The 15446-nt window shown below is 70.9% G+C and carries 18 protein-coding genes and 1 pseudogene; 1 reads left to right on the top strand and 18 read right to left on the bottom strand.

Translation table 11 applies throughout. The features are described from left to right. Window positions 1–439: 439 nt before the first annotated feature. From ACWEVN_RS20105 to ACWEVN_RS20070, 8 genes and pseudogenes are all read right to left on the bottom strand, one after another. Window positions 440–1939, bottom strand: a complete 1500-nt coding sequence (locus ACWEVN_RS20105) for an ATP-binding protein (protein WP_452052257.1) — start codon at window positions 1937–1939, stop codon at window positions 440–442. A gap of 94 nt (window positions 1940–2033) precedes the next feature. Beyond that, window positions 2034–2657 (bottom strand): hypothetical protein, encoded by a 624-nt coding sequence (locus ACWEVN_RS20100; protein WP_452052256.1) that lies wholly within the window; start codon window positions 2655–2657, stop codon window positions 2034–2036. A 181-nt stretch (window positions 2658–2838) separates the two neighbouring features. Beyond that, a pseudogene (locus ACWEVN_RS20095) lies at window positions 2839–3600 on the bottom strand (GP88 family protein). Between the two features lie 110 nt (window positions 3601–3710). Further along, the gene (locus ACWEVN_RS20090; protein WP_452052255.1) at window positions 3711–3947 is read right to left on the bottom strand and encodes a hypothetical protein; all 237 of its coding nucleotides are present in this window, start codon (window positions 3945–3947) and stop codon (window positions 3711–3713) included. An 8-nt stretch (window positions 3948–3955) separates the two neighbouring features. Further along, window positions 3956–4282: a response regulator transcription factor gene (locus tag ACWEVN_RS20085; RefSeq protein WP_452052254.1), complete on the bottom strand. Its 327-nt coding sequence runs from the start codon at window positions 4280–4282 to the stop codon at window positions 3956–3958. Between the two features lie 471 nt (window positions 4283–4753). Beyond that, window positions 4754–5572, bottom strand: a complete 819-nt coding sequence (locus ACWEVN_RS20080) for a DUF4192 family protein (RefSeq protein WP_452052253.1) — start codon at window positions 5570–5572, stop codon at window positions 4754–4756. Between the two features lie 331 nt (window positions 5573–5903). Next, the gene (dprA, locus tag ACWEVN_RS20075) at window positions 5904–6881 is read right to left on the bottom strand and encodes a DNA-processing protein DprA (RefSeq protein WP_452052252.1); all 978 of its coding nucleotides are present in this window, start codon (window positions 6879–6881) and stop codon (window positions 5904–5906) included. A 41-nt stretch (window positions 6882–6922) separates the two neighbouring features. Beyond that, window positions 6923–7321 (bottom strand): DUF7715 family protein, encoded by a 399-nt coding sequence (locus tag ACWEVN_RS20070; protein WP_452052251.1) that lies wholly within the window; start codon window positions 7319–7321, stop codon window positions 6923–6925. A gap of 612 nt (window positions 7322–7933) precedes the next feature. Between ACWEVN_RS20070 and ACWEVN_RS20065 the strand changes: the two genes are divergently transcribed. Then, the gene (locus tag ACWEVN_RS20065; protein WP_452052250.1) at window positions 7934–8458 is read left to right on the top strand and encodes a hypothetical protein; all 525 of its coding nucleotides are present in this window, start codon (window positions 7934–7936) and stop codon (window positions 8456–8458) included. A 421-nt stretch (window positions 8459–8879) separates the two neighbouring features. Here ACWEVN_RS20065 and ACWEVN_RS20060 read toward each other — a convergent pair whose 3' ends face one another. The 10 genes from ACWEVN_RS20060 to ACWEVN_RS20015 all read right to left on the bottom strand — a co-directional run bounded on the left by ACWEVN_RS20060 (window position 8880) and on the right by ACWEVN_RS20015 (window position 15405). Beyond that, window positions 8880–9131: a hypothetical protein gene (locus ACWEVN_RS20060; RefSeq protein WP_452052249.1), complete on the bottom strand. Its 252-nt coding sequence runs from the start codon at window positions 9129–9131 to the stop codon at window positions 8880–8882. A 33-nt stretch (window positions 9132–9164) separates the two neighbouring features. After that, on the bottom strand, window positions 9165–9602 hold the full coding sequence (locus ACWEVN_RS20055; protein ID WP_452052248.1) for a hypothetical protein: 438 nt from the start codon (window positions 9600–9602) through the stop codon (window positions 9165–9167). Beyond that, a complete protein-coding gene (locus ACWEVN_RS20050; protein WP_452052247.1) occupies window positions 9599–10375 on the bottom strand; it encodes a hypothetical protein in 777 nt (258 codons plus the stop codon). The genes ACWEVN_RS20055 and ACWEVN_RS20050 overlap by 4 nt, the downstream gene beginning before the upstream one ends. A gap of 13 nt (window positions 10376–10388) precedes the next feature. Beyond that, complete coding sequence (locus ACWEVN_RS20045; protein WP_452052246.1) at window positions 10389–10988, bottom strand: hypothetical protein; 600 nt, start codon at window positions 10986–10988, stop codon at window positions 10389–10391. 11 nt (window positions 10989–10999) lie between these two features. Continuing rightward, on the bottom strand, window positions 11000–11635 hold the full coding sequence (locus ACWEVN_RS20040) for a 2'-5' RNA ligase family protein (protein ID WP_452052245.1): 636 nt from the start codon (window positions 11633–11635) through the stop codon (window positions 11000–11002). Between the two features lie 24 nt (window positions 11636–11659). Further along, window positions 11660–12901: a tetratricopeptide repeat protein gene (locus tag ACWEVN_RS20035; RefSeq protein ID WP_452052244.1), complete on the bottom strand. Its 1242-nt coding sequence runs from the start codon at window positions 12899–12901 to the stop codon at window positions 11660–11662. A gap of 390 nt (window positions 12902–13291) precedes the next feature. Continuing rightward, complete coding sequence (locus ACWEVN_RS20030) at window positions 13292–13825, bottom strand: hypothetical protein (RefSeq protein ID WP_452052243.1); 534 nt, start codon at window positions 13823–13825, stop codon at window positions 13292–13294. 133 nt (window positions 13826–13958) lie between these two features. Further along, on the bottom strand, window positions 13959–14120 hold the full coding sequence (locus ACWEVN_RS20025) for a hypothetical protein (RefSeq protein ID WP_452052242.1): 162 nt from the start codon (window positions 14118–14120) through the stop codon (window positions 13959–13961). Continuing rightward, window positions 14117–14545 carry a hypothetical protein gene (locus ACWEVN_RS20020; protein ID WP_452052241.1) on the bottom strand — a complete coding sequence of 143 codons (429 nt, stop codon included), beginning with the start codon at window positions 14543–14545 and terminating at the stop codon, window positions 14117–14119. The genes ACWEVN_RS20025 and ACWEVN_RS20020 overlap by 4 nt, the downstream gene beginning before the upstream one ends. Then, window positions 14542–15405 carry an SAM-dependent methyltransferase gene (locus ACWEVN_RS20015; protein WP_452052240.1) on the bottom strand — a complete coding sequence of 288 codons (864 nt, stop codon included), beginning with the start codon at window positions 15403–15405 and terminating at the stop codon, window positions 14542–14544. Before ACWEVN_RS20015 ends, ACWEVN_RS20020 begins: the two co-directional genes overlap by 4 nt. Window positions 15406–15446 lie beyond the last annotated feature (41 nt).

Raw genomic sequence — 15446 nt, 5'->3', positions numbered from 1 at the left:
GGGGTCGGCGTCGCCCGCGCGCTGGGTGCGCATATCCATGGTGGCGCTCCCGCGTGAACCTGGATCCACCCCGGTCGGTCCCCGGGTGCCCCCGGTGACCGACCTCGAACCCCGCACACCGCGCCGTCCCCGAACTGCTGTCCAGCAGTGGAGAAAGGCGATGTGCGGGTGTCCCGGTCGGGACGCACTCGCCCAAGCGGGGCCGCCCGCGTCGGCGGCAGGCCCGCCCCCTTTCTGCCTATCCGCAGCCATGGCCGCGAACGGGGCGGGCTTGCCCCGACGCCAGGCTCCGCTAGAGTGCGTCGGCCCGACCGGAACACCGCACCGGCTTTCGCTAGCGCAGCAACACTTTCCTCATTCCTCATTCCTCATTCCTCGGCCCGGTGCGCAGCGTCGGCTGATCGCCGAAGGTATTTTCCCGGTCGTTTGTTGCTTCAGCTCACCTCGGGGCGGGATTCCGCAGCAGGCTCAGCATTGCGCTGCGGTGGGAGAGCGTCAGCCAGACGTCGGCGATGTCCGGGTGCGCCCGGCCGTCCAAGTCGGCCCGTGTCCAGGCCAGCCGCAGGCACCGCACAGCCGTGCGGGTCGTAATCCGACCCTCTCGGATCGCGGCGTCCACCTCGCCCACGACATTGGCGGGAAGGCCAGTAACGACGTGCGAGTACTCCATCGCGGTGCCGGGTACCGGTACGGAACCCCACCGGCGGCGCGCGCGTTCCCGGGCTCGGGCGACGCTGTCCCGCAGCGACTCCAGGGACGGCAGCGACACATCAGGCTCGGCGACGGTGACCGTCCGCACGAACAGGTCGACGCGGTCGAGCAACCAGAGCGGGATCCGGGCGAGGTAGCGCGCACGCTGCGCCGGAGTGCAGCGGCATTCCTTGGCCCGGACGCAGCCGCAGGAGCAGTCCCGGGCGGTGAAGACCATGCGCGCTCCGGCCGGGCGCGTTTCGGCGCCTGCCCGGGCAGTGATGCCGATCGTGCCGTGCTCCAGCGCTGGACGCAGCACCTCGACGATGCGGGAGGAAAGCTCGGGGAGGTCTTCGACGGTCAGGACGCCGCAGTGCGCCAGCGTCAGCAATCCCGGCCGACTCAGGGATCCGGCTACCGCGGCGATCGTGTCGTCGGGGCGCAGGGAAACTCCGGGCGGCCGGAGGTGCTCGCTGCGGCCAGGGGCAGGTTCGCCGGCCAGGACGTGCCACTTGCTGAGCTCGAGCGCCTCGGTGTCGGTGAGGTCGGTCATCAGCGTCCGCATCAGCCGGGGCAGCAGGAGGACCGGGGTGCCGGGAGCCGCGACGTGCAGGGTGTGGTGACCGCCGGCGGCCGCGACCGCGGCAGCTCGGACCGCGGTGGGCGACAGCTGGGCCCAGGCTTCGGGCGCCCACAGCGTGGCAGGCGACGCCCCTTCGCCCGATTCGGACCGCAGGGCCGGAGTAGGTCCGCCTCGCAGCCAGGTGACCAGGTCATCTAGGCAGGCAACAGGGACGATGGTGACGCCGGGGACGTCCCCGGTATCGGCGGCGTTGGCGGCGGGCACGACCAGGTGGGTGAACCCAGCGTCGGCGGCCGCGATCGCACGCGTCCGCACGTCGGCGACCGGGCGGACGGTGCCGTCGAGACCGAGTTCGCCGACCAGTGTGGTCGCGGTCAGACGCCGGACCGGCACGGCGTCGGTGACCAGCAGCGCCGCGGCCGCCGCGGCGAGATCGACGTCGGAGCGCGGGTGCGCGGTGGAGGCGGTCAGGTGCACGACGCCCTCGGGCCAGGACAGGCCGCTGTTGCGGATGGCCGCGCGCACCCGGTCGCGGGTCTCGCGCGAGACCGTCGGGTTGAGGCCGTGCACGCGCAGCGTGGCGTCGCCGACGCCGAGGTCGGCACGGATGTCGACGATCCGGGCTTGGGAGCCGTCGAGGGTGACCACGCGGGTACGGGCTTCCATGACATCGTCCTTTCGGGGTGAAGAAAAGAACTCCGGCGCCAGGTGAGGCGCCGGAGTCGGGTGTTCGTCGACTGCGCGACAGTCGCGCCGACGGTCAGCGGCCAGAATCGGGCGCCACGGGCGCGGCGCGGTCGGCGGCGGCACGTTCACCGACGAGCGCGGCGAGGGCGAGCGCGTTCTCGACGGTGGCGTCGATGCTGAACCGCACCCGCCGCTGGCGGCCACGCCAGATCGGCTGCAGCACCTGCGCGGTCGCGAACAGCGGCTGACCGTAGGCCCCGACCGACACAGTGTTCGCACCGGCCGCCGGGGTGGTGCCGAAGCCCGCGCCGATCGCGGCCAGGACGTTCGAGAGGTCGGCGGCGTCGCACGCGCGCCGGCGCGCGAGGTCCCGCGCCGCGTCGATCAGCTCGACCACGTCCGGAATCAGCCGCCGGGCCACGTCTTTGCCGACTGCGGCGGCGGGCCGGGCCCGCGCCACGGTCACCGACGGCCGGACCATTCCGGTCGGCTGATGGGGACTGAGCTCCGAGTCCAGCCAGGCTTCCAGCACCAGACGCTCCCCCGATCCGCAGGAGGAGACGGTCACGCTGATCCACCCGCCGTCCGGGCCGACGAGCGCGGCGTCCTCACCGACACAACGGGACGTGGCGGCACGCCACGGCTCGCCGAGCACGTCCGCGACCGCACGCAGGTACGGCATCAAGTTGTTCGACATCTCCCGGGGTTCCTTTCGATCGCGAGGTGTGCAGTTCCGGTTGCCGCTGCCGCGGGTCGCGGCGGGCCGGCGTCCCGGGTGGCACATCGTGGAGCCGGTGACAGCGCGAGCCGGGGCCACGGCGGCCTGCACCTGGCCCGCGCTGTTAGGCAGCAGGCAGCCGCCGTGGCCCCGGACGGCGCTACCGTGGGTCTGCGAACGTGCCCAGTTGGGTATCGCCGGCGGCTGAGGTAGGCCGGGGGCTGGCGCGGCGGGCGGCGCGGGCGGCATCGACACCGGCTTGCCAGCGGCTCCACCGGCGCCCGGCCTGGCGGGCCTTGAAGTGCGCGATGTTGTTCGCCGGGATCCCGACCGGGGTCGGCCCGAGCACGGCCAGCAGGTCGGAGTCCTCTTGCGAATGCCAGCCCGCATCGGTGATGGACTGCTCGTCGGGGAAGACGTCGGCGACCCGATCGGCGCTCGGGTCCAATGTGGAGTCTTGGGTGCCGCCGTAGGAGTAGACCCACCAGAAGTTCCGTGGCGGGTTCGGCTCGACCAGGTCCCGGAATGCGGCAACTTCCTTGGTGTAGGCTTAGAACCGGGTACGCTGCCGGGCACGCATGATCTCCAGCCACGCGGACAGGTACGCGCGGGAGTAGAAGTCGCCGCTGTCGTGGATCCGCACCCACGCGTCGACGAACCGCTTGTGTGACAGCTCATCCAGCATCGCGTACTGCCAGCCGGGCAGGTCATCCATGGTCCAGCGCAAGTTCTCCTGATGTCGTGCTTTCACCTGAGGAAAAAGGTACGTGCCGTTTCTGGCGTAACAAGCTTGCGCGCACACGCCAGCCGAGGGACACGCGTTGTAATTACGGCCATCCGGTAGCTTTCCAGCGAACGCCGGCAGGGACCAGTTCCAGATCCCGAGCCGTTTCAGCTCGCGGTTCTGCCGCAGCAGCGTCATCGTGACCACCGTCCTCATGCCACTCGATGCATGGGGAGGCCACACCAAGATCCGGTTTCCTCCACCGTACACCCGCAATGTCGGGTAGGTAGGCGACCCGACGAGCGGGATCAGCCATACAGCCAGGTCATCGACGTGGCCAGGCACTCGGCGGCGGTGCCCGCATCGGCGGCCGACAGCAGTGCCGCGCCCCGCACGATGATCGCGGCGTCCGCCGGGTCCGTGGTGACTAGTTCGCCGATCACGGTCTCGGCGTCGGCGCCGACATCGGCAGGATCGATGACAAGCGGCAGGGCCGGATCATCGAGGTAGGTCGTCACGGTGGCCGGGTGAGTGGGATCGGTCATTGCCGTCCTCAGTGCGCGGGCCGACGCGCGGCGGAGCAGTTGACGGCCGTCGGTGCGGTGCCGTGTCGGCACGATGATGGCGAGATTCCGGCCGATATCGGTTGTGTCAGCGGCAGGTGCGGGAGCCGGCAATGGAAGATGCCGGTGTCGTAGGCGATGGCGACGGCGTGCGCGCGATTACGGGCATTCAACTTGGCGAAGATGTTCTTCATGTGGGTGCGGATGGTTTCGGGTGAGCGGAACTGCTTCCCTGCGATCTGGATGTTGCTCAGACCGCGCGCAACATCGCAGAGGACGTCCCGTTCGATGGCAGTTAGTTCGGTCGCACGTGGCACGGTCAGACCTCCGACAACGTTCGACGAGAGGCGCAAGAGGAGACTGGCCGGGACAGCGCGGCGCGTGCGCTGACCCGGCCAGCCCCGAACCGGGACTCGGCTCGCCCGGGGGAAGGCGTGCCGACTCGGGGATTCCCGGTTCATTCAGGTGGCCTCGCATGGGTGGCGTGTGGACGACACCGGTCACCCAGGTCCCGGCGTGGCACCGGTCAAGGCCCTGGTCCTGCGGTCGGGGCGTTCGATGTTCGGCGGTGGCCTTGACCGGTGTCGCGGGACCTGGTCGCGTGATCGAGGCCGCGCGACACCGCGAGGTCACACTTCGCCGGTAGCCGCAGGATCCGGAGCCGATACCGTCACGGCCCGCGACAGCGATGTACGAGGTGATCTGCTCGGGGCCGCGCGCCCGGATGTCGCGAGCGGTGACATGACGCCCGAGACGCTGCGGCCGCGATGGGGTGTCGAGGACGTGGGCTACCAGCGCGTCGCGCCGACCCGGGTGGCGGTCTCGTCTAGTTCGTGCTCGACGACCTCGGCGCTGGCGTGCTGCTGGAACAGCAAACCGACGGTCGCGGCGCCCGGCGCACCGTGCGCGTGGGCGAGAGCGCAGGCGGCGAGATGGCGGTCGCCCCGGCGGACGGCGCTGGCGGCGATCAAGGTCGCCAGCCGTGCGCGAGCGCTTGGGTCGGGGCGGCCGCGGTAGAGGGCCATCCACAACTGCTCGACTCGCTGCGGGTCGAACTCGTTCGGTGGCAGGAGCATCGGTCCGTAGACGGCGTTGTCGGCCAGCGCAGCCGTGACGGCGAAGGCTGCAACGTCGTCGATGAACTCGCCGCGGCTCGCCTGGATGGTGGCGTGGGCGACGATCCGGTTGGCCTCGTCCCCGCGACGGACCAGGAACGGCACGATCCGGCGGGCGAACCGGCCGAGGTTGGCCGGCAAGGTTTCGCCGGATTCGGTGAAGGGCAGACCCCAGGTCGGGGTCGGGGCGTCGCCGCCGAGCTGGATGGGTGCGGCGAAGTCGAGGTCGGGGCGTGGGGTGATGACGGTGCCGAGGTGGGTGGAGCGGCGGTAGTCGCGCCAGGGGGCGCCGGGGCGGGTGTGCGGGGCCCAGTAGCGGCCGATGACGGTGTGCCCGGTGGGTCGTAGGTCGGCCTCGAGCGCGGCAATTGCGGCCCGCAGTGGCAGCCAGTTCCGGACGCGGTCCTCGGCGACCACGATGACGACCACGTCGCAGTCGCGGTCGGCGGGCAGCGCGGCCTGCACGTGCCCGGCGATCTCGGTGGTGGTCATGCCCCGGACCAGGGTGAGCGGGAACGCCGCTCCGGCTGGCGTAGTCAGCCGCCACGCAGATGTGTTCTCCGCGTGGGCGGGCAGAGCGATGACGTGCAGGGTGTCAGCGCAGGTGTCGGGCAGGGATCCGATTAGTTCACCGGGGGTCAGGTACTGGGCCACGTATCGGCGCTCCTCGGCTCGGCCTCCCCAGTCAATGAGCCCGGGGAGGCGGTGGCGGCCCACGAAGGTGTGAGCCGCCACCGCCTGAGCGCGCGTCCGACGGCGGCCTGGGCCGCTGCGCGAGGTCACTGGGCGTGCGCGAGGTGCGGGGCCGCCGTCGGGGCGTGCGCTAGCGTCGATCGGGCACAACCGCCGGGATGCCCGCCTCCGGTTCCGCGTCCACCTCCCCTTCGGGCTCCTCGACCACCGCGATGACGTCGTCGGCGGAGGTGACCAGGCGGGCCGTGCCGTCTTGGATCAGCCGATGGCACCCGGCGGACGCCGCGGAGGACACCGGACCCGGGATGGCGAGAACGGGTCGGCCGAGTTTGTCGGCAAGGCGCGCGGCGTGGCGGGCGCCGCTGCGCTGGCCGGCCTCGATCACGACCGTCGCCCGGGTCAACGCGCTCAGAAGCCGGTGGCGCTGAAGAAACCGATGCCGCGCGGGCGGCATGCCGGGCGGGTACTCGGAGACGACCGCGCCGGCGGCGGCGATCCGCTTGAGCAGACCCACGTGTCCGGCCGGATAGCCGAGGTCGATCCCGCACGGCAGGACGGCGACGGTGCAGGCTCGACGGTCGGTCGCGAGCGCTCCGCGGTGGGCTTCGCCGTCGATGCCGTAGGCGGCGCCACTCCACACGACGACGTTCCGAGACGCTAGCGCGTAGGCGAAGTCCGCGGCGTGGTGCTCGCCGTACTCGGTGGCGGCCCGTGCTCCCACGATCGCGACCGAGCGCGCGGCTGCCACCTCGTCCAGTCGCGGCTCGCCGTGGACCCAGAGGCCCAGCGGGGGCCCGCCGAGGGTGTCGTCGTCCGTGGCCAGGGTGCTCAGACCGGCGAAGACGTCGGCCGGCCATTCCTCGTCTTCGGGGATGACGAAGCGGGCGCCGAGATCTGCGGCGGTGCGCAGGCTGGCGTCGGCGAGCTGCCAGCGCACGTGACGACGAGACTCGGCGAGGACGTCGGCCGGTGCGGAGCAACCGGCGATGCGGTGGGCGGCATCGACGGGCCCGACCTCGGCGACGTAGCGGCCGAGGACCGGGTTGGTGGGTTCGGCGGCGTGCTGGAGGAACGCACGGGCACGCCGTGCATCGGTTGAACTGGACATCGAGACTCCTTCGAGCGAGCTGCTGGGCAGGCGGCGGGCGGTCAGGATTCGGTGGGGAAGCTCCGCACGCGGATCTCGCGGCCTCGGCGTTCGACGACGGTGCCCACCGGCCACAGGGCGGCAAGCAGCAGCAGCTCCACCGCGGCATCGATGACGCCGTTGCGCGTCTCGACGTTGTCCTGCCAGCCGAGCGCGAGGAGACCGGCGTGGAAACGGCCGATGTACTGCGCGGCGGTCATGTCGGTTTCGACAATCTCAGCGGTGGTCGAGGTCTGCCGGCTGGTGATGCCGACGAAACTGCGTGCACAGCCGCAGATCGGCGAGTCCGGGTCGTCGTGGCATTCGCCGGGAAGATCGACCAGTTCCGTACCGGGAAGGCTGTTGGAGTCGTTGTCCCGTTCGCCTTGGGTGCGGTGGGTGGAGACGAAGTATTTCAACACGGATTCCTCCTCGGTGGCCGCGGCCCGGGTGGGCTGTGGATGCCGCCGTGGCCAGCGGGGCCTGCGGGGCCGGGGCAAGCCGGCCACGTGGAGAGCGGCGGTGTCTCTCGTGGACGGTGGGCTTGCCCCGGTCCGCGGGTCTGCTGCACTGAGCTGCGGTCACGCCCAGCCGCAGTCGGACGACGGAGAGGAGTTGGCAGCACTGCGCTTAGCGCAAGGCTCGACACTGAAAGTTATCACAAGAAAATTGGCCACACTTGTGGCCAATTGGCGTTTTCTGGGGCACTCTGGGTATTAGAAGGTGATCCACTGTGGTCCACAGGGAGCGACCACAGCGGACTCTTCTGGGGATCCGATCCGCTCTCAACCCCCCGGCGGTGAAGGGTTCCCGGCTCGGGAGGGGGCACTGGGGAGGGCACCTCTCCCGAGCCGAAAACTTCAACCGACGATGCACCGGTCGCCTTCGACGGTCGGTGAGGTCCCGGGCCCGACGCTTCGGTCCGGACCGAGCGTCGGGTTTTCGTGCGTGCGTTGACGAGCCGCTGCCCTCATGCTCGAACGAGCTGTCCTTCCGGGCGGTCGCAACGCGCCAGAGTCGACGGGAGTCCCTTGATGACAACGAGTCTTCTGTGCGCGAAGCGGATCGCGGCGTCACTGCTGACGTTCGGTGCTCTCGCGAGCGCGACGATGGCAGCTGCCGCGCCGGCTGACGCAGCCGGCACTCCGCCTTTCGCCGATGTGGCGTCCGATCAGCCGGACGTGGGCGCGCTGGGCGAGGGCAAGACCAACGGGGGCACACCGGCGGTCGCACCCGACGGCACCCTCGTGTGGTCCACACCGACCTCACCGCACACACGGCCGATGTCGGCCGCGACAGCGCAGGGCTGGATCGCGGTCACCGCGACCGCGGACGGCGCGCGCATCCGGTCCCGGCCCGTGGACGGGCCGGTGCTGGGCACGATCGCCTACGGGGCCGGGTTCTGGGTGTCGTGCACGCGCGGGGCGTCCGATGGGCACGCGTGGGGCTGGTCCTACCGCGGCGGCACTTACGGCTGGGTCCGCGGGGATCTGTGGGAGGTCGAGCAGCACACAGGTCCCGGCGGTGGCGGGACACCCCGGGTTCCGCAGTGCCCGTGACGCCACGAACGCGGTGACATCCGGTCGGGTGTCCCCGCGCGGGCGGGTCGGTCCGGCCGGTGTCCAGTCCTGGCCGGGCCGACGGCCAGCCCTCACACGATCTGGCAAATCGGTGTGTTGTGGCACGACGATCTCGGGGCCGTAGCCCCGGGCGAATCACCGGTTGCCGAGCCGGTGCATCCAGTCGCGGACGACGTACTCGGGCGTGCCGAGACGCGCGGCGATCTGGGGCCACCGCACGTAGCGGGCCCGCAATTCCATGACCTCCCACACCCGATACGGGGTGCGCTCGCCCCGTGGCAGCGGCAGCGGGCAGTTCCGGGCCGTGGGCGGCCAGGGAAGCCAGTCCGGATCCGGCACGCCGTCAGCGGGGAAGCGCCGGTGTGCGGCGGTGACATGCTGGCCGATAGTCGGCCAGCGCCTACCGACTCTCGTCGACGTCGCCCGGTACTGGGCGGTGTCCCGCGTGGACGGTGCAGACATCTGCCTCTGATTCCTCTCTGAGCCGGCGTACCCCGGACACGAACAGGGCGACGCCCCAGCCGACATCAATGACCACCGCCGCCCACGTGGCGACGGCGCCGTAGACCGGGCGCCAGCGGGCGAAGACCATGGCGATGATCGGAATCACCAAGGCCGCGACACAGGGAGCTCCGATGGCGTCACCGAGCACGCGACCCACGGTCAACGGTTCGCGGGCCGGCATTCAGCGCTCGGGCGGAAGAACGTCGAAAAACGACCCGATCAACACCGGGTCGCGGCCGAGGAAGTCACGAACCTGATGCCACAGGTGCTCCGCGCGCACCCAGTCGTGGTACTCGCGCCGAGGGATGTCCTCGTCGTCACGTGGGGAGAGGTTGTCCTCGATGTAGGCGTCGAAAGACAGCCGGCCGTCTCCGGCATCACGGGCGAGCAGGAAGATGGCTTCGTCCCAGTCGAGTTCGGCGTGGCCGGGCAGGTCGTGCAGCCACGTCATGGATCGCTGTTCACCGCTCGGGTCCCGGCGGTGCATCCGCAAGGCCCATTCGCGACGGACGTGACCGCCGCGCTGAAACGTCCCGAGATCCCAGGAATAGCAGCCGATACGGTGCCGCTGGGCGAAGTCGAGCCCGAGAACCTCCTCGGCAGGCTCATGACGGCTCATGGCGTGGCCTCCGGCGGTTCTGTTGCACCGCAATGCGAAGCAGCCTCAGGTGGTTGCTGCTCGGGCGCCTGCCGAGGCAGCCGGGATGAACAACCCTCATCGAGCAGCTGTGGCGGCTGTCCGCGGTGCCCGGTGACGTCGCGGGCCGGGCACGGGAAAGATCCGTCGGCGGGCGTCGCCAGCATCGCGCGGACGTGGTCGGCGCGGTGCACGTCACGTGCGTCCACCAGGGCCAGCGCCGCTGTGAACGCTTTCCGGCCGTCGCGGATCCGGTCGCTCATCCAATACGTGCGACCCAGCAGGATCAGTACGTCGGCGCGCACGACGTCTTCGACGGAGTCGTCGTCGGTGAGCGCGATCGCGCGACGGAGGTACGGCAGGGCTGCGGCGGCACGACCGGCGTCCAGGAGAACTGCGGCCATGTCGCGTCGCGCCAGCAGCCCGCGGTGATCGTCGCCGGCGTCGTCGCAGCTGTCGATGAGGATGGACAGCACGTCCAGCGCCCGGTGAAGTCGGCCCCAGCGGCGGTAGAGATCACTCAACCTTGTCAGCGCTACGCAGGCGCCGACGTGTTCCTTCCGCGACCGCTGGAGACTGAGAACGCGAACCCAACTGGACTCGGCCAGGGGCAGGTCGCCGTCGCGCTCGGCGCACTCGGCTGCCTGCGCCAGCAGCTCGATCAGCGCTGCGGGGTTGCGGGACTCGATGGCCACCCGCTCGCGCAGCGCGGCAAGATCTGCGCGCCACGCCGCGCTGTCCAGGAGCGCGGGCACCGGACCCGCTGCGCTACGGCTGCGTGGCGTCAGACCACCCATTGCGCCCCTCCCGGAAGTCCCGCATGGCGATGACCGCGGCTATGGCGCGGTCCACGCGCAGGGCGCCCGCGACCGCGGCAACGTCTTCCAGCGACCGCATCGGTTCGTGCCCGTGTAATACCTTCTCCAGGAACGGAGCCGGCAGCCCAGTTCGCTCGGCCACCGTGTCCAGGTCCACGGCGGCGATCGTGCAGGTGTCGCGCAGCCAGTCACCGAATCGATGCGGCGGGAGCAGCGGGATGTACTCCACGCCGGGAAGTAGACCTGCCGGGAGTCGGTGATCCGGTAGCGGCTGCTTGGTCTCGGCGGCCAAGCGGCGGACGTACTTCTGCACTGCTTCGGTCTGGAGTGTGAAGCACCAGTGCGGCCAGTTGTCGTCGAGCGGCGTGCGGCCCAGGTCCGCGAGGCGTTCACCGGCCAGCCGGAACATTTCGGCGTTGTAGCGGTGAAACTCGATCCACTTCAGCACATCGGTACTGTTGCCAGGGTTTCGTGCGGTCATGTCGCTCTGCGCGGCCGACAACGTTTCCGGAACGAAGTTGACCTCAACGGTCGTCGGAAACTGAGGCACGTGAGGTCCGTTCATCGCGACGCTCCGGCCAGCGGGAAGGTGTGCAGGACGGTCGAGGCGTAAAGGCAGTGTTCAGGCATCTGGGTCGTCTCGACGAGAGCGATGGCGTCCACGGTGATGCGGGCGTGGCTGGGGCGCAGGCCGTGGCGTAGGCGTCGTTGCAGCGCGTCGCTGCAGCCGTGGCCGTTGGCGTAGCACAGCGCCATGTGCGCGGGTCGGCTGTCATGGGTGACGGCCTCGGGGCCGCACAGCTCGGCGATGACCGGTCGCACGCGGTCGATCAGGGCGTCGAAGGGTGCGTTGTGGTGGGTGTCGGCGATGACGCCGCGGGCCTGGGTGAGCACCGACCCGATCAGCATCTCGAACGCGGGCACGTCGGCGAGAACGGGTTCGAGCGCGGTGATCAGCGCCGCACGGAGCGCCGGGTCGAGGCCGCCGTCGGCGGGCGGGCGGATCGGCTGGACGGTCAGGTGCAGAGCGTCGTCGGGGACGGGGCAGGTGGTGGCGGGATGCTCGCGCAGGATGTCGCGGCAGGACTTCACCAGGCACGCCAGCTCGTCGTCCCGCCGAAAGTCGGGGATGATCATGAGCTGGAGTTCGCGGTGACCGGCCGGCCAGAGGCGATCAGCTTGAAAGAACGGTTCCATTGTGGGCTCCTTGGAGTTGGCGGGTCAGAGCTGGGCGTGTAGGTCGGTGGCGGCGGCGAGGTCGCCGGCGGCGCCGGGGCCGGCGTGGCGCAGCCGGGTGATGAGGTTCTCGGTGAGGCGGCGGGTGATCGTGGTCTCGCCGAGGGCGTAGCGGGCGCGGGCGGCGGCCAGGTCGAGGCCGGTCCGGTAGCGCGGGGCCGCGGCGGCGCCCAGCAGGGTGTGCGCGCGTCCGACGGCCGACAGCGCGCTGGACGATCGCCGGTCGGCGGTGAGCGCGTCGGCGAGGTAGGTCAGTGCCCGGGCCGCGCCCAGCCGGTGTTTCGCGCGGAGCAGGGCGCTGATCGAGGCGTCGAGGTAGCGCACGGCGTCGGCGGTGTGGCCAAGGGTCAGGTGGGCTTGCCCGATACGGCGGTGGGCGAGGGCGTGGCCGTGGTCGTCGACGACGCTGCGGTAGCGGCGCAGAGTGGCGGTGAGCTCGCGCAGCGCCTCGTCCGGGTCGCCGCCGGCGAGGTGGACTCGGCCGAGGTGGGAGTGGGCCAGCGCGAGAATGCCCGGGTCGCCGATGTCCTGGGCGAGGGCGGTGGCGTCGGCCGCGGCGCCGAGCGCGTCGGTGAGGCGGCCCAAGTCGGCCAGAGCGGAGGCTTCGCGGGCGCGGAACACCGCAGCCATCGGATGCTGGGTGTGGTGGGTGAGGGTGTGGCCGGTGTGCTGGGCGTGGGCGAGGTCGTCGTGGTGGTAGGTGGTGCGGGCCAGGTGCCACACGGCTTCAGCCAGCTCGATCGCGACGTCGCCGCGTCCGCGGTCCACCGCGGCGGTGAGGACATTGCGCAGGACGCGGTGTTCGCAGGTGTACCAGCGCAGCGCGCGGTGGCCGTCCACGTGGTCGTGGGGCACCGCCTCGTGGACGGCGGACGCGCTGAACCGGAACGCGTCGGGAGCGATGAGCGGGACCGCGGCCGAGGCGGTGGCGGCGTACCAGTCGGTCAGGCGGCTGTTCTGGCCAGAGCGGGTCGAGTCGGGCACCTGGGCGCGCTGATGGGCAGCGTGCTGGCGCGCCCAGGGCGCGAGCGCGTACCGGTCGCCGGGTGGGAGCTGGTCGAGCAGGCGGGCGGCGTGCAGCCGCTGCAGCGCCGCCGCCGCGTCCGGCTCGCTGATTCTCAGAGCGGCAGCGACCGGGAGCGCAGTCGTCTCAGGCCCGGGGTGATCGGCGAGCAGCTCGTAGACCCGCTGAACCGAGGCGGGCAGGTGTGCGTAGGGGATGCTCACCGGCGCCTCCCACGACTATGCGCGAACTGGGACGCGCGGGATCGTGCGGTCCGGCGTCTGCGCGGCGGGTGTCTATGCGGTGCGGTGGAGCGGGTCATGCGGACCGGCCGGACGGGCTGCGGGGCGCCGGGCGCGGCGTGGGAATAAGTTCCACGGCCGGCCAGAGCGGGACCATCGCCACGAGGTAGAGCCACGTGCGTGTCGGCAGTTGCTGATACGCCAATGGTTCGGCTGCTTGCCGATGCCGGGCCGTACGCAGCTCTGTACGCGCGACGTGGATACCCAGGGCCGGGTAGGCAGAGCACAGCAGCAGGGTGAACAGAAAGTCCATGCGAATTCGTCATTTCGTGGTGATGGCTGCGTATCGGACGGGTCGATGGCAACCGGGGATCAGGGCGGTGATCGATGGGCCCGGAGGCCGCGCTCCGCACCGGCAGGTCGACCAGGCATGGGGCCGCCGAAGGGTTCGACGGGGGCGCCGCGTTTGTCGAGGATGCGCCAGACGGTCCCGTAGGAGACGTCGTTGCTCCGGGCGATCTCATGGATCGGGGTGTGGTGGCGGTAGTCCTCCTCGATCTGGGCTTCGTCGACATCGACGGTGTTTCCCTTGCGGGGATTGGCCCGTGACGACGCGGAGGCTTGGGCGATGACCGTGAGTTGGTCGGTGCTTTGGCGGTGCAGCAGGTGCAGCGCGCGCAGTCCGAATGCCTCTTGGACGCTGTAAGCGAAGTGGGCGCTGATGCTGGTTTCCGCGGTCAGGACGCGGGTGACGTGGGACTGGGTGTAGCCGATGTCGCGGGCGAAGCCGGCTTTGGTGAGGTCGAGGTCGTGGCGGAGGGTGTCGAGGATGTCGGCCGCGGTGGGCTGAGCCTGGCCGTGGTGCAGGTCGATGTGGACGCAGGTGTATTGCGTGAACTGCTGCATGGTGGCCAGACAGCCGTTGCAGAGGGCGATGGCCTGGGTCAGGCAGGGGCCGTCGAAGACGACGGCGGGTACCGCAGGTTGCGTACACACCGCGCACGTCTGTTCCAGGCGAGGAAGTCCGTTCATCGCCGTGTCACGGGGCTGCGGGAGTAGGCAGGTCGGCAGCGAAGACAACCATGAGCGCCAGCGCCCACAGCAGGATGCAGCAGCCAAGTCCGCCCACCACCAGGACGACGGCCTTGACCGGGTCGGTCCGGCGTCGCGGCGTCGTCAGGTACCACTTCTCGTCGGTCACCGGGCACCGCCTGCCGTGGTGGAGCCGGGTGCGGCGGGGCCGCCGCCGAGCTGATCGGCGGAGGGTGCGGTGTCCTGGTGCGCGGCCTGCCGGTAGAGCTGCGCTGTGATCTGGCCGGTGGTGTGAGCCCACGACCGCAGGTATCCGGCGAGAGCTCCCGGGCTCTGGTGCGCCGGCGGGTCTTCGGTGACCTGCTTCTCCATCAGCGCGAGGGCTATCCGCAGCCGCCGCAGGATCTCGTCGATCTCCTCGGCTGCCCCGGCTGAGGAGAGTTCGGCGGCGTGTCGACGTGCGTAAAGCTGGGCTCCGACCGCCAGCGCCTGAAACGCCGCACGCTCGTAGGCCGCGATCGCCTCCTCGGCCGTGCCGGCCTCGACAATGCCCAGGACGGCGACGCCGCACGGGCAGGCCATGCTCGAGGTCACCGGCGACTCCCCCGACCGTTGACGTCCTGGGGTTGCAGCCCGCCCGGCCGGAGCGCGGCAGTGGCAGTGCGCGGGGGACGGCGGCCCACCAGGACGGTCCGCACGACGGTGCCGGGCGCGTCTCGATCCAGAGTGGCCGGCGTGACCGGGTGCGTCGTGACGTCCGCGACGTCGCCGAGCAGCTGATCGACGGCGAGCCGATCCTCGACAGCGAGCGGGATGCCGGCCTGGGCGAACCGCGCAGCGAGTGAGGACGCACCGGGGTCGGACACGTCGGCGTCGTCGAGATCGTCAGTCCCGTGCGCTGTGAGCTGGGTGATCGCGGCGAGACTGCCGGACGGCGAGCCCTCGAGCAGCGCCAGGATGGCGGCGAGGCGGATTCCGGCCGGTCGGAGCAGGCCAGTTGCGAGGATCCCGAGCGGCGCGCCGCTGGCGAGCAGGTCAGCGACTGCGGATATTGCCGCGAGGTCGTGGTGGCGGTCGGCGGGCAGGCAGAGGACGTAGGCGCGGCCGGCGGCGGCCCCGCGGTCGATGCAGTCGTGCAGGCCCCGGGTGACCGGGTCGTGCTCGACCACCACGATCCGCGCGCCTGCGTCGTGCAGGTCGGCCAGCGTGGACGAGTGCGCCCAGAGGGGAAGTCCGCCGGTGCCGAGGACGAGGAAGTGGCGCAGCCCGTGATCGAGCATGGTGTCTGCGGCACTGCGGTCCCAGGTGGCGACGGACCTCGCCACGCGAGGCAGCTGCGGGTGCTCGGCGAGGAGACGGTCAGCGAAGATGCGGTCGACGGCGGTGTTGAGGGAGCCGTCGAGCAGGTAGTCGCCGACAGCGTCCCGGCGGGGACTCTCGATGTCGACGGGCACGCGTTCGCACCCCTGCGCGGGCAGGTGAGCGGGTGTGGCTG

The organism is Amycolatopsis sp. NPDC003861 (assembly GCF_053605405.1).
Note: the sequence above shows the minus strand (reverse complement) of the source record. Positions and strands in the feature narration are given on the sequence as shown.